This is a genomic window from Anaerotignum propionicum DSM 1682 (genome assembly GCF_001561955.1).
Taxonomy (GTDB): domain Bacteria; phylum Bacillota; class Clostridia; order Lachnospirales; family Anaerotignaceae; genus Chakrabartyella; species Chakrabartyella propionicum.
Map to the genome: position 1 here is coordinate 1,238,173 of NZ_CP014223.1, position 13,968 is coordinate 1,252,140.

9 protein-coding genes are annotated in these 13,968 nt (G+C 35.6%); 7 read left to right on the forward strand and 2 right to left on the reverse strand.

What is annotated here, in order from left to right; all coding sequences use genetic code 11:
* A complete protein-coding gene (locus CPRO_RS05900; RefSeq protein WP_066049023.1) occupies positions 1–714 on the reverse strand; it encodes a LytR/AlgR family response regulator transcription factor in 714 nt (237 codons plus the stop codon).
* Positions 715–1,689: 975 nt separating this feature from the next.
* Here CPRO_RS05900 and CPRO_RS05905 point away from each other — a divergent pair.
* The 3 genes from CPRO_RS05905 (at position 1,690) to CPRO_RS05915 (ending at position 6,238) form a co-directional block, all read left to right on the forward strand.
* Complete coding sequence (locus CPRO_RS05905) at positions 1,690–3,486, forward strand: methyl-accepting chemotaxis protein (RefSeq protein WP_066049026.1); 1,797 nt, start codon at positions 1,690–1,692, stop codon at positions 3,484–3,486.
* A gap of 586 nt (positions 3,487–4,072) precedes the next feature.
* On the forward strand, positions 4,073–5,092 hold the full coding sequence (locus tag CPRO_RS05910) for a tyrosine-type recombinase/integrase (RefSeq protein ID WP_236782420.1): 1,020 nt from the start codon (positions 4,073–4,075) through the stop codon (positions 5,090–5,092).
* Positions 5,093–5,560: 468 nt separating this feature from the next.
* Positions 5,561–6,238 carry an HD-GYP domain-containing protein gene (locus CPRO_RS05915; RefSeq protein ID WP_066049031.1) on the forward strand — a complete coding sequence of 226 codons (678 nt, stop codon included), beginning with the start codon at positions 5,561–5,563 and terminating at the stop codon, positions 6,236–6,238.
* 610 nt (positions 6,239–6,848) lie between these two features.
* On the opposite strand, the gene brnQ is transcribed toward CPRO_RS05915, so the two are convergent.
* Positions 6,849–8,168, reverse strand: coding sequence for a branched-chain amino acid transport system II carrier protein (gene brnQ / locus CPRO_RS05920; protein ID WP_066049034.1), 1,320 nt, complete (start codon positions 8,166–8,168; stop codon positions 6,849–6,851).
* 710 nt (positions 8,169–8,878) lie between these two features.
* On the opposite strand from brnQ, the gene CPRO_RS05925 reads away from it, so the two are divergent.
* The 4 genes from CPRO_RS05925 to CPRO_RS05940 all read left to right on the forward strand — a co-directional run bounded on the left by CPRO_RS05925 (position 8,879) and on the right by CPRO_RS05940 (position 13,897).
* On the forward strand, positions 8,879–9,364 hold the full coding sequence (locus CPRO_RS05925) for a QueT transporter family protein (RefSeq protein ID WP_082754247.1): 486 nt from the start codon (positions 8,879–8,881) through the stop codon (positions 9,362–9,364).
* Positions 9,365–9,847: 483 nt separating this feature from the next.
* A complete protein-coding gene (locus CPRO_RS05930) occupies positions 9,848–11,761 on the forward strand; it encodes an oxidoreductase (protein WP_066049036.1) in 1,914 nt (637 codons plus the stop codon).
* 144 nt (positions 11,762–11,905) lie between these two features.
* Complete coding sequence (gene alr / locus CPRO_RS05935; protein ID WP_066049039.1) at positions 11,906–13,099, forward strand: alanine racemase; 1,194 nt, start codon at positions 11,906–11,908, stop codon at positions 13,097–13,099.
* A 435-nt stretch (positions 13,100–13,534) separates the two neighbouring features.
* A complete protein-coding gene (locus tag CPRO_RS05940) occupies positions 13,535–13,897 on the forward strand; it encodes a CoA-binding protein (RefSeq protein WP_066049043.1) in 363 nt (120 codons plus the stop codon).
* The last annotated feature ends 71 nt before the right edge of the window (positions 13,898–13,968 follow it).

Genomic DNA, 13,968 nt, shown 5'->3' on the forward strand with positions numbered 1-13,968 from the left:
TTACAAAACCTCTCTTTGTAGTAAATTTAATTGTTTTCTTACTTCTTTCCGATAAATACGGCTGATGGGCAATTCTTGGGAATTACTCAATAAAACCCTGTCAAATTTGAATTGAATTACACAATGCCTATTTACAATAAAAGATTTGTGGATACATAAAAAGTCTTCTGATGGTACGATTAAGTCGCTCAATTTTCCATAAAAGTAGTCCTTTCCATTTTTCATATGTAAAAATATTTTTTTGCCTTCACTACTAAAATAAAGAATATCTCTAAAAGATACTCTTTTTTCTGTTCTCTCACTTTTGTAACAGAAGAATTTTGTTTGTCGACCCTGTAGTTCCAAGGTTTTTTCTATTATTTTAAAAATTTGGTCTTTTGCTATGGGTTTTATCAAAAAGTGAATAGGTCGAACTTGAAAAAGATCCAAAGCGTAAGATGATTTAGCAGAAATAAAAGCAATTTGTGTGTTGTCATCTAACAATTCTTCTCGAATATAACGTCCAACATGAATGCCATTTATCCTATCTAATTCAATATCAAGAAAAATTAAGTCATATTTCTCCTTTTCTTTTAAGTTTGTGAGTATTTCTTCTCCGGTAAAAAACACTTCAATATCATAATTTATCATTTCTGTTGAAAAAAACTCATCAATCTGCTTTTCAATTTGAGTACATAATATTTTGTTATCATCACAAATAGCAATTTTAAACATCTCAGCCATCCCACCTAAAAATCTGAAAATTTAATATTAATATATTACCATAATTTTAATAATTTTAAAATCAGATAATTATTTTTCGAATTACAACATTCAAAGAACTTTAATTAAGTTGTTGAGACTTTTTTAAGTCCGGTTTTAAATATTAGTGATGAAAATAATTAGTATGTCACAATTGTAAATCTATGAAAGTTTGAAAAAGCGTATATAACTGAGTTTTATAAAGGTCTCAGTTAATACGCTTTTTTTAAGCTAAGAAAAAATGCCTATAAAAACGCAGTATAAATAATACTGTGGTGAGGAATTTTGCCATATTTTGTCATGTTATATTATATATCTAATGTTTGTTTATTGTCAATCATCACGTTACAACAATAAAAAACCTTAAATTATAAGTTTTTATGATAATTTTCTTTGATTTATGTGAAATATTTCCTTTATATTGTGATTACGCCGTCGGAACAAACGTCATATAAATAGAAAGAGTTTTCTATCATTGAAACATACTGTCACTTAAGAAACTTAGGTGTTTCGTATAAATCCTTAATATTAAAAATTAAATTAAGAAATAATTAGCTTAAAAATTCTATTGTACCATACCAAAATAAATCGTCTTTTTTTTGTCTTATATTATTTCAATCCTTTTAAGAACAAGGTTTTTTACGACTTACCACAGTATTATTTATACTGCGTTTTTAAAAAGAGTATTTATGTATTCAAGTATCTCATGGGAGGCAGATATCCTATGATGAGAACATAATGCTTTTTCAAACATACACTATAGAAATTCTAAGTATATGATCGTAAAACTAAGTTAGAACCATTACTTTTGGAAGGAGGATATATGACAAAAATGAATCTCGATATAAAAAGAGTAGAGAATTTCTTTGTTTATGTATTAGTGAAATCTAATGTAAAGAATTGTAAGCCGATTATTTTTAGTGAGAATAAAAGAAAGAGGGATATGGAATGAAGCAGTGGTTTGAAAATGCGAAAGTATCGAAAAAGTTGAGCATCGGGTTTCTTCTTACAGTGTTTTTAGGGCTTATTATTGGCATTGTTGGAATCGGAAACATGCTTAACATGCTCAGCCGCCAACAAAAAACTTACGATCAGAATACATTGGGAATTGCCTATTCCACGGAGGCAGAAATTAGTTTTAAAGATGTTAGGACTTCCATAAGAGATCTTTATATTTACTACGATATAAATAAACAGAAATACTGTAATGCGATTACAAATGAAATGAATGATATTCAGACGCAATTAGATCACTATGCAAGTAGAATTGCTAATGAGCAGGATCAACAGAATTTTGATGTAGCTCAGCAGGCATTTAAAAACTATAAAAATGTTGTAGATGAAATTGTACAAGCTGCTAATAATGGAGATTCTAAGGATTCTATATTGGTATTAATTAAAGAGGGTGCATCAGTTGGGAATGATACATCCAACGCATTTAATACACTTACAGAATATAATAATTTGGCAGCAAAAGAAAATTTGGACAATGAAAAAACTACATCTTGGATTGCAATTATTTTGATGGCTGTGACGATTGTGATATCTGTGATTATAGCAATTCTTATGAGCAAATTTATATCCAATATAATCAGCAGGCCTATGCAGATGCTGGTTATGGTAGCTGAGCATTTAGAAATAGGAGATGTTGATGTTTACAATTTAATGTCTGAAGAGGATAAAAAGGTAAAATACCGAAAAGATGAAATTGGTAAGGTTGCATTAGCTTTTAATAAATTAATTCAGGCAAATATTGCGTTAAGTAAAGAGGCAGAAACGGTTGCCACAGGTGACTTGACCACAACCGTAACGGTTCGCTGCGAAAAAGATATTATTGGCAAAGCGTTGCGAGATTTAGTTGAGAAACTTCATAGCCTAATTTCATCTGTAGCGATTACTTCCGAACAGGTTGACTTTGGTGCAAGGCAGGTTTCTGATGGAGCACAAGCCTTGTCTGCCGGCACCACAGAACAAGCAGCATCGTTAGAGGAGTTGACTTCTGCGGTTGCTAATATTTCTGAGCAGGCTGTAAATAATGCTGCCAGTGTGCAAAAAGCGGGTGAGTATGTAAATCAGGCTGGTAAAGGTGTTGTTTCCAGTAGTGAACAGATGGAGAAGTTGAACCATGCTATGAAGGAGATTGGGCAGTCTTCTTTGCAAATTTCTAAGATTACAAAATTGGTAGAGGATATAGCATTTCAGACAAATATTCTTGCATTGAATGCTGCGGTAGAAGCTGCTCGGGCAGGAAATGCGGGCAAAGGTTTTGCTGTTGTAGCGGATGAAGTCCGCAATCTTGCGGCGAAGTCGGCTGAAGCAGCGAAACAGACAGCAGATTTGATTCAGAGATCTACAATATTGGTATCCGAAGGGGAAGTACTTGCGGATAAAACTGTGCAACTTTTAATCGATGTCTCAGAAAAAGCTGCTATGGTAGAAAACTCTATAATTGAAATAGAGTCTGCTTCATCATCTCAGGCAACTGCAATTGAGCAGATTAACCAGGGACTCTCTCAGGTATCGGCCGTTATTCAGACAAATGCAGCAACTTCGGAAGAGAGCTCCGCTGCCAGTGAAGAGCTTGCGGCACAGGCACAAGTTTTGAAGCAAGAGATTACCCACTTTAAATTAACCAGAGAGAAAGAAAACTACAGCATAAGAGAAAATGAAACCGCTTTCTCCGAAAATCAGGGTGAACAAACTGTTTATTTGAACCCCTCAATCAATGACTATGTAAAATATTAAAAATTGTGGTGTCAAATCTAAAGTTAGAGTCTTGAACGAAACGAGGAAAAAGAGGGACAGAAATATCTTTTAGCAAATCAAATGAAAATAACAAAGCTGATTTGATGGAATAGGTTAATCATTTATTTAAAAGCCTTGATGAAGATTTAAAAATAGTGAGCGTTAAAACGCCCCTTTACAGTTTGTAAAGGGGCGTTCAGTTTAACATTGAAAAATAGAATTAAACCGCAGTATACTTGATACTGTGCAACTGCAATTAAGTATAATATAATACAATTTATTATATAACAACTGCTTTCAGTTTGTCAATTCGTGCGACATTTTTGTCGAAAAATCACGAAAACAAAAATAATAATTTGTATTTTGATTATTACATGGTGCTTTTTCAGTGCAATTACAAGTTTCGCCGTCAAGAGCGACGTCATGGAAGCAATAAATTTAATCAAGGAAAAGGAGAATGACAATGGCACGTAGAGGAGAAAACATTTATAAACGAAAGGATAGTCGCTGGGAGGCAAGATTGCTTATCCAGAAGGGAAAGTATAGATACTTTTACGGTAAAACTTATAAAGAGGCAAAGTTAAAAATGCGCTTGTTTCAAGAAAATATAAAAATTCATAAAGAGAAACAAGCTGAACAGAAAACAAATGCATATGTGTTGTTTGAGGGGTGGCTTCAAAAACAGGTGACCTTAAACAATGTAAAACCATTAACTTATGAAAGTTATTACCATTGTATGCACAAGCATATCATGCCATTTTTTCAAAATGAGCAAACAAATAGAATCACAATAGAAACTGTTTCGCAATTTACGAAAACTGTCAGTGAGAATGAATTACTTGCGGACACCTCAAAGAAAAAAATATTCACCATTTTTAAAATTGCTTTGAGAGAAATTTTAAAAGACGAGCTAAACAGCGCCTCTATTCTGGCAGCTGTAAAATCTCCAAAACTGGAGACAAGAGAGGTTGAAATTTTTTCGATAAAAGAACAACGGAGCTTGGAAGCGGCTGCACTACAGTCACAGGATCAACGTGCCTTAGGCATTATTTTATGCCTATATACCGGTATCAGACTGGGGGAGCTTTGTGCTCTAACGTGGGGGGACATTGATTGGGATAGTGGGTTTATGTCAATTACAAAAACAGTATCAAGAGTGAAAACCTTTAAGCAGGATACAAAAAAGACTGAATTGATAGTAGGAACCCCTAAAAGTCGTAATTCAATGCGTAAGATTCCTGTGCCGGAATTTCTGTTAAAATTAGTTCGGCATCGGAAACTATGGGAAGAAAATGAAGATGCTTTTGTTCTTTCTGGTAAAGAAACTCCAATTGATCCCAGAATATTTCAAAAACTGTATAAAAAATTACTGGTGGACGCACATTTGAGAGATCGTAAATTTCACGCTATACGACACACTTTTGCTACGCGAGGATTAGAATTAGGTGTAGATATTAAAACGATTAGTGAGATATTAGGACATTCTAACGTTTCTATAACCCTGAATATATATGCCCATTCTTTAATAGAGCAGAAAAAGGCTGCAATGGAAAAATATAATGCCATGCATATTGCATCGGCTGAAATCTCTAAATACGCCGTCTAAAACATAGTGTATAATAAAAAAAGGCCCTGAAATTGGATGTTTTATGTTTAGGGCGCAGTATCAAGTATACTGCGTTCTTGAAGTCTAAATAAATATCCCCCATACGAATTGATTTATGTGCTTTTTTTATGTTACTTCCAATGATGATAATTGGATAAAATCACTTTTGAAAGATTTATTTTACCGCAAATGAATATGTAACGTAATATTTTTTGCAAATTTATATCTTAAAATTCGGAACTTATCTATTCTGTTAAATTACACCATAAGAATGTATCACAATAAAGCCTTAGGTCTATTTTACAGACGATAAATATTCAAGAAATGGGTTCATTCTTTTGAAGATAAACTCATAATTGGATAATCTATTTTAGTGAAACTATAAAAGGTAAGAAGATTATAAGGAAGAGATAAATCAAAATCATAAATATGGCCTAAAGAGAAAAAAGCGTAAAGGGGGACGTAATTTTGTTTGAATTTTTTCAAGGTTTAACAGCAGATGAATTGATTCATATGCTGCCTGAAGATCAAATTAGGCACAGCTTAAATGTAGAAATACTTGTTGGGAAGCTAGTAGAATGGTTGCCAAAGCCTGAGGAAGTACAATTGTTTGAATATTACAGTAGAGCTGCCTATTACCATGACATAGGGAAGGTTTGTGTCCCTCCTTATATACTGAATAAAACAGGGGCGTTAACGGTGGAAGAACGCTATATTATTCGATGCCACACAATCTACGCCCAGGACTTGCTTGCTTTTTACAGGGAGAGTGGTTCGGGAGAAATTCCTTTATTTCTTCTTCCTCTCACTGTACAGGCGGCTGTTTATCATCATGAATGGTGGAATGGGAAGGGATATCCCTATGGGTTAAGCGGTGCAGATATTCCATATGTGGCACGACTAACTTCCATATGTGATGCATATGATGCAATGGTAAGCAATCGCCCATATCATCTGGCATTTACCCATGAGTACGCATGTGAAGAGATTAGGAGGGGTGCTGGCACCCAGTTCGACCCAGTGCTTGCAAAGGTGTTTTTAAAGCATAAAAAAGAAATTGCACGCATTATTAATGAAATTTGCACATATCCAACGGACAAGCTTGAATTTGAAATAAAACGACTTTTAATTACCAAGCAGAATTAAATTTTATTTTCACTGAGGCCATATCTTTTGATTAAAGAGGACGTGGTCTTTTTTTATACTTCAAGAATTATAGTAATATAGTAAGGGTCTTGAAACTCAATAAATTAGAAGGACTTATTTATAATCCGTAATTTTAATATATTGACGACATAGTTATAGAGGTTGCAATAAAATACTCAATTTGAAAACCAGGATTAAATGATGGTAAGGTATTGTAAAAGATCTGAGTTTCCCTGTATGAATCATAACAGATTAAAAAAAATGAAAGAAGAATTTATCTCTAGGATAGGGTCATATGAGCAAATCGAAAGATTTTTTAAAATGCCGAATCTTCCACGAGTTAAAACATTTAGATTAGGTAATAAGAGAGTAGAAATCATTTGAATACAGGCAATGCTAATTTTCATAAAAGATATAAATTTATTACAACAAACATGTAATATTCAAAGAAAATAGCTATGGATGCTAAGATTTCAGTGAGGATTTTGAGGGTATCTTTTTTTAAAAGCATGGTATGCTTTCTTTTTTGAAATTGTTCATTTTATTGCAAATAAATTTAAAATGCTTACAAAAGTAGGACGCTAGTCATTACGACTAGCGCCCGTTCATCTTAAGCTAAATCTGCTTGTTCATTTTTTGATGCAAGAAGAGCTTTTTCGGACATTGGGATAAATTTACCTATAATACCGCCAATGATTGCAGGAATAACCCATCCACACTGGAATGTTGCAAGAGGAAGATTCTTAACAAATTCAAAAGGTAATCCATAACCTATTGATACATCAGCAGCACTTGCCAATAAAGCCAGAGCCGCAGCACCAATATAGATGTTATTGTTTTTAATTTTATTTGCAAAGAAGCTTAAGATAATCATAACAAGAATTACTGGGTACAATAGAGTTAAAATTGGCCCTGCAATGCTGATGATAGTGGAAATGCCAAAGTTTGAAATAAAGTAGCTGAAAATAATTTCAATGACAATAATTTTTGTATAGGAAATCTTATTGTTAGTCATCTCAACAAAAACGGATGCACAAGAAGATACCAAGCCGATTGCTGTGGTCATGCAAGCAAAGAAAACAATGATTCCCAAAATTAAGATACCATAGCTGCCAATCAGTTTTTGGGTAATAGCTACAAGCAGTATAGACTGATTATAGTTTTCAAAGCCGCCTGCAGATGTTGTAGCACCTAAGTAACACAAACCGCCATAAACGATAAACAAAGCAACGGCAGCAAAAAAGCTGGATTGAGTGATAATCTTTACAGTTGACTTTTTTTCTGAATAGCCCTTGCTTTGCGCTGTAGTAACAATAGTGATAATGAATACGATAGATACTAAAACATCCATTGTCTGGTATCCTGCAAGAACGCCTTCTTTTGCAGTATCAAAATTGGTTGTAGCTACAATGTCACCAATTGGATGTAAATAGCCGATTACAATTAATCCCAAAAGACAGGCAACCAATGCAGGTGTAAAGAATTTACCAATTACGTCGATTACGCCAGATGGACGGATTGTAAAGAGAAGTACCAAGCCAAAAAAGATTGCGCCAAATACCCAAGAGTTAATAGAAGGGAAAATTGGCATAACGCCCATTTCAAAAGTGGTTGCTGCTGTACGAGGGATACATAAAAAGGGCCCGATACATAAAACAATTAAAATATTCATGATGAATGAAGGCGCTTTACCCAATTTACCCGTGAGACCATTTATTGAAATATCACCCGTTTTAATCATTGCAAAGATTGCTGCTAATGCCACCCCTACGTCAGCAACAAAGAAACATAAAAAGCCGATAAACCAATCACTACCTGCATTTATCCCTAAGTATGGGGGGAAAATCAGGTTGCCTGCACCAAAGAACGTTGCAAATAATGCCATACCGATTACTGCAATGTCACCGATGCCTTTTTTCTTTTCTTTCATTAACTAATTCCTCCTTGTACTAATTGAACATATACTTTTTCCCTCTTTTGTCGCACAATAATCATTGTTAAAAAAATTGCGGACGCTTTACATTATGTTACAAAATGGCGAAGATTTCAAGAGGGTAAAAAAAATTTCAGTGAAATAAGCCAAGGTAAAAAAGGTTTTTTATAAAAAAATTATAAAGTTCACCAAAAAATATGCTTTAAATGGCAAAAAATAAGAAGTAATAAAATTTTTTGGGAATTTTGCCAAATAAAAGCTTGCTTTTTGCTAAAAAATATTTCATTTTTTTGATTGAAGCACTGTGAAAAGTAAGAATTCATTGACTTTTTTTCTATGTTAAAATCGCCGAAAGTGTTAAATTTTTGTTCGAATTAGTAGAAATTCTGACAAATGAATGATGTTCCTTGATTAATATGAATTTATCTGATTTTTATTTTTATGGATTGGTTGGTTTATAAAAGCCAGTTGTAGATTTTTTATTGAAAATTGAAAGGTGATATGATGGGCAAAAAATAAAATGAAGAAATCGAATCAATATCCATAGGTTATTGCTTAGTCGTCTACTGGTGAAATAAGCCTTGCAATATTTGCGAAAACCTTATATAATTATTTTGTTAAAGAAAACAAAATATATGAGATGTTCCTTGCGAAGGACAGACAGTCTGTCCCACCATCTCGTGAATAAAAAACAGGGGGTTTTTTTTATGGGAAGAAATAAGATATCTGTTAAGTTTTTAGTGATTACTGCGATGATTGCAGCAGTCTATTTTGTGATGACCATGGCCATTGCACCACTGTCTTTTGGGTTTATCCAAATGCGTATTTCGGAGGTTCTGGTGCTTCTTGCATTTATTGACAAGCGGTATGTACCGGGGCTAATATTGGGCTGTTTTATTGCAAATTTATTTAGTCCTTTTGGGATGATAGACGTGTTTTTCGGAACAGCTTGTACAGCAGCTGCCCTTTGGGGGATTACCCACAGTAAAACCTTATTTGGCGCCAGCTTATGGCCGGTATTTTGTAATGCCTTTATCGGCGTTGAGCTTTATATTTTAGGGGAGTGTCCTTTGTTTTTCGGAATGGCCACTGTTGCGATTGGTGAGTTTTTAGCAGTATCCTGCGTGGGATATGTTTTGTTTCGCCAAATCATGAAAAATCCCAGTCTTATGGCGAGGTTGAAATTCGCTTAAAATAATAGTATGGTTTTTAAGGAGTAACTTTGTATTGAAAACGAAGTTGCTCTTTTTTTGTTTGCCTTGACTGTAAGGATTTATTTTCGCCATTGAAAAATTGGATATTGGAGGTTGCCTTCTATAAAGGGCAGGATAGCAGTGACCATGATAAAATTCGTCGAATGGATTATTCATTAACAGAATCGAGTAAACAATATATTGAATTCGTTAGTTATTGTGTATGTATTTTTCATCTTTCATTTTGAAAACAGATTATTTATGGTATAATTTTTAAGACAAGGCTTGCTGAATTGCTGAAAATTTTGAATAAGAACATGCTGTAGCAGGATAGTTCCATTTGAATAAGCATTGCGATGAAGCCTGTTTCTTCGGAAGTGCACAAGCTTAAAGATTATTTCCGAAACCGTACCGCTCTTGTTTCTTTAGTACAACCATAGATTTGAGAACTTGATTATGTATTCAGAATAACGGAGGGATTTTATGTTATATTCTTCATTTAGAATAAGAGAGATGGAACTAAAAAACCGTTGGATTATGTTGGCGATGCATACAGGCTTTGCAGAGGGCAATGAGATTAGCGAAAGAGAATTTGCCTTTTATGAAGCAAGAGCCAAAGGTGGGGCTGCGGGGATAACGTTGACTTTGGCTGTAAATGAGGCCGGAGGTTTAAAGGGAATGCACCAGATTGGTAATTTATCTTTGCAAAGTCTGAAAGAGTTGGCGGAACGCATACATCAATATGATTGTAAGCTGATTGTACAGTTGTTTCACTGTGGACGGAATGAAAGCTTAGAAAACCATGAGGATAGGCCTTTGGTAGCGCCTTCACCAGTGCCTTCACCAATTTTTAAGGCCGAACCAAAGGAAATGAGTGAGAAGGCGTTGGCAGAAACAATCGAGGCCTTTGCTTTTGCAGGGGGGTTTTGCAAAAGTGCAGGTGTTGACGCAATAGAGATTAGCGCTTCAGCAGGCTACTTATTATCCGAATTTTTATCACCAAACACGAATTTACGAACAGACGCCTATGGCTATGGAACAAATCAGGGAATGAATTTTCCTTTGGAAGTGATTCACGCTGTTCGAGAGAACGTTGGAGGACTGCCTGTTATTCTTAAGGTTTCCGGTGCACAAATGATGGAGGGTGGGTACGAATTAGAGGATACCATTTCTTTCTGTCGCTTGGCTTCAAAATATATTGACTGCGTTACGGTAACAGGCGGATGGCATGAATCTCCTATTGACCAGATTTCTTATCATGTCTCTAAAGGTGCTTATGCTCCTTTTGCAGGGGCAATCAGGAAATACACAGCCTTGCCTGTAATAGCCTGTAATCGTATTCATGATGGCGAGACGGCAGAGCGACTGTTAGAAGAGAGTCTTTGTGACCTTGTTGGAACTGCAAGAGCTTTTTTGGCAGACCCTCAGTTTGCAAATAGAGTGGAACAAAAGGAATTATTTTTACCATGCCAAGGGTGTAACCGCTGTATAACCAGTGTGCTAAAGGGTCAGGAAATATGGTGTGGCTTTAATCCGGAAGTAGGGCAGGAATACTTCGAAAATCAGCGCAGGAAAATTGCAACACGCAAAGAGGTAGTTGTAGTGGGAGGCGGTCCCGCGGGCATGGAGGCCGCAAAGAAATCGGCAGAGCGTGGTTTTATGACAACCTTGATTACGGAGGAATCTTCCTTGGGCGGACAATTTATTCTAGCTGCAAAACCTCCGAAAAAAGACGGGATTTCTGAGTATGTGGCTTATATGGAAGAAACATTAAAGAATTTAGGGGTCCAGATTATTTTTGGTCAGAAATGTGATGCAGATTTTTTACTTTCAAAAAAACCTTATTTTACGGTTATTGCAACGGGTAGCCAGCCAAGCAGCCCTGCTATCAAGGGAATAGAAAATGGGATTTTTGCTAACGATATTCTCTCAGGTAAGGTTTCACTGCCTCCCCAGTCGGAAGAAGGGCAGATTGTAATCATCGGTGGCGGTGTTGTGGGACTGGAAACAGCGGCTTTTATCAAGGAAACGGATCAGGAACGTAAAATTAAAATCATTGAAGCTAAGACCACCTTTGGAAAAGACCTTGGAGCGTTATCCAGACCTTTAATTTCCCAATTACGGGCTAATGGCGTTCAGCTAATGGCGGACACCACAGCGGATGCCTTAGAGACTGGGAAAGTTTTTATTTCCATCGGGGAGCAGAAGTTTTTTCTCCAAGGGGATGCTATTCTCTTGGCAACAGGAGCAAAAGCAAGTGAATATGCCGATCTAACAATGCCGTTGATGGATGAACGGCTATCTTACGCCTTGGTTGGTGATGCTGAAAATCTCGGAGATGGTGGTGATGCAATCAAATCCGCATATGAATTGTTCAAAAGACTTTATCTGGCTTAAAGTATAGTAAAAGTGAACAGAAATTTAGAAGTTTATTGCTAATTCTCGGTAATTGTACTATAATATATGAGGTTTAATGGTAACAAATGTTATTCTAAAGTACTTTGTGGATGATTCAGAAGAGAGAGCAAAGGGGGAAATGAGATGGATTTTATCAAAAGAACTTGGGCAGAAATTGATATGGATGCATTGGCGCATAATATCAAAAGTATCCAGTCCAAGTTGGCTGCGGGAGAAAAGGTAATGGGTATTGTGAAAGCCGATGCTTATGGCCATGGTGATGGTTTTGTAGCGCGTGCTTTGCAAGATGCAGGTTTTGATTGGTTTGGCGTTTCTAATATCGAAGAAGGCATGAGTTTGCGTAATGAAGGGATTGTAAAACCTATTTTAGTTTTAGGCTATACCCCGGTTGAAACTGTAAGTATTATGAACGAAAAAAAGATTACACAGGCTTTGGTTGGCATAGATTATGCAAAAGCTTTGCAAAAAGAAGCAGAAAAAGCCGGCGTAGTTATTGACGTTCATGTTAAATTGGATACGGGTATGACCCGCGTAGGTTTCCAAGCAGATGAAGAACATTTCGATGGTTCTTTACAGGAATTGATTGAAGTGAGTAAAATGCCCAATCTTCATATTACAGGTATTTTTACACACCATGCAGTTGCAGATGCTTATCAGGCGGACAACCCTAAATTTACAGAAATGCAGTTTACCCGCTTTAACAAAATGGTAAATGCGTTAAAGGATGCAGGTGTGGATGTTGGCATTCCTCATTGTGCAAACAGCGCAACCACCATTGCTTACCCCGAAAAACATTTAGGCATGTGCCGCTCCGGAATTATTACATACGGTATGCTCCCCTCCGGCGAGTGTGAAGGCATGATTGACATAAAACCATTAATGACATTGAAAACCACAGTAGGCTTAGTGAAGCACGTTAAGGGCGGTTCACAGCTTTCTTACGGAAGAACTTATACAGCCGAAACAGATAGAGTTATTGCTACAGTTCCCATTGGTTATGCCGACGGATATAATCGCTCTTTATCCAATAAAGCTAGAATGCTTGTAAACGGACACTTTGCACCTGTTGTGGGACGTGTTTGCATGGATCAGCTAATGCTGGATGTAACAGGAATTCCTGATGTAAAAATGGGTGATGAAGTGGTTGTTTTCGGCCATCAGGGTGATCAGGTGTTGCCTATCGAAGAATTGGCAGATATGTTAGGAACCATCAACTATGAACTTACTTGTGTTGTTACAAAAAGAGTACCCCGTGTATTTATACAAGGTGGCAAGGTAATTGGCGTTGTTGATCATGTATTGCATCAATATAAGTAATTTTAAGAAAATTTTTTAAGACTATATGCCTCTAGGCTGATATAAATTTCAGCGTAGAGGCTTTTTTCGTTAAAAGAACAATATAAAGAATTTCATTCTGTATGTAAGTTTTTACAAGAATAGGCTTTATGCCACTCAATTGTACAGCATACAAAGAATCAATTTTGTAAGGAATAAAAGAGTGAAATTAAGAAAAACTGGTATAGACTTGTTTAAATAATACAGAATTTGATTATATGCTTTTTTCGGAAAAAGTTTTCATTAAATCTACCGACTTTTTCATGATTTTCAAAAAAGAAGTAGTTTGGAAGTACTTCGTGTTGAATTTGTAGAAAAAAGATATATAATGATAATTATTAATGGTTGAATGGAAACAAAAGGAAATAAGAAAAGTTTATAGTGAAAAAGAAAAATACAACAGTGGAGGGTGAATATATGGATTTAAAGGATATTATGCAGGAAAAAGTATTTGCAGTCGTGGGTGATACTTTAAATGAGGAGAAGTACGCTTATAAAATAAAAAATGAATTAACAGAGCATGGATACAAGGTTTACAGCGTAGGAAAAGAACTGCCTTCAATCAATGATGTCCCTGATGCAATTGATGTCATTGATTTGTGCATTCATCCTTCTAAGGGTCTGAAGCTGTTGAAGGAATGCAATAAAGATTATAAATATATCCTGATTCAACCCGGCGCTGAAAGTCAAGAAATACTGGAATACTTGGATAAAACACATACGCCATATTTGGAGGGCTGTGCCTTGGTTGGCGTGAGATTGTATTGCAAAGAGAAATAGGGACATGCTCTTGGACATTAAGGCATTTGATTTAGTAAATTGTTGCGATTAAATGTAAAGTCTGAATGTTT

What these genes read in the sequence shown, in the direction of transcription:
- CPRO_RS05900 (WP_066049023.1), bottom strand. Translation starts at nt 714, where the DNA reads ATGTTTAAAATTGCTATTTGTGATGATAACAAAATATTATGTACTCAA.
- CPRO_RS05905 (WP_066049026.1), top strand. Translation starts at nt 1,690, where the DNA reads ATGAAGCAGTGGTTTGAAAATGCGAAAGTATCGAAAAAGTTGAGCATC.
- CPRO_RS05910 (WP_236782420.1), top strand. Translation starts at nt 4,073, where the DNA reads ATGCGCTTGTTTCAAGAAAATATAAAAATTCATAAAGAGAAACAAGCT.
- brnQ (WP_066049034.1), bottom strand. Translation starts at nt 8,168, where the DNA reads ATGAAAGAAAAGAAAAAAGGCATCGGTGACATTGCAGTAATCGGTATG.
- CPRO_RS05925 (WP_082754247.1), top strand. Translation starts at nt 8,879, where the DNA reads ATGGGAAGAAATAAGATATCTGTTAAGTTTTTAGTGATTACTGCGATG.
- CPRO_RS05930 (WP_066049036.1), top strand. Translation starts at nt 9,848, where the DNA reads ATGTTATATTCTTCATTTAGAATAAGAGAGATGGAACTAAAAAACCGT.
- alr (WP_066049039.1), top strand. Translation starts at nt 11,906, where the DNA reads ATGGATTTTATCAAAAGAACTTGGGCAGAAATTGATATGGATGCATTG.
- CPRO_RS05940 (WP_066049043.1), top strand. Translation starts at nt 13,535, where the DNA reads ATGGATTTAAAGGATATTATGCAGGAAAAAGTATTTGCAGTCGTGGGT.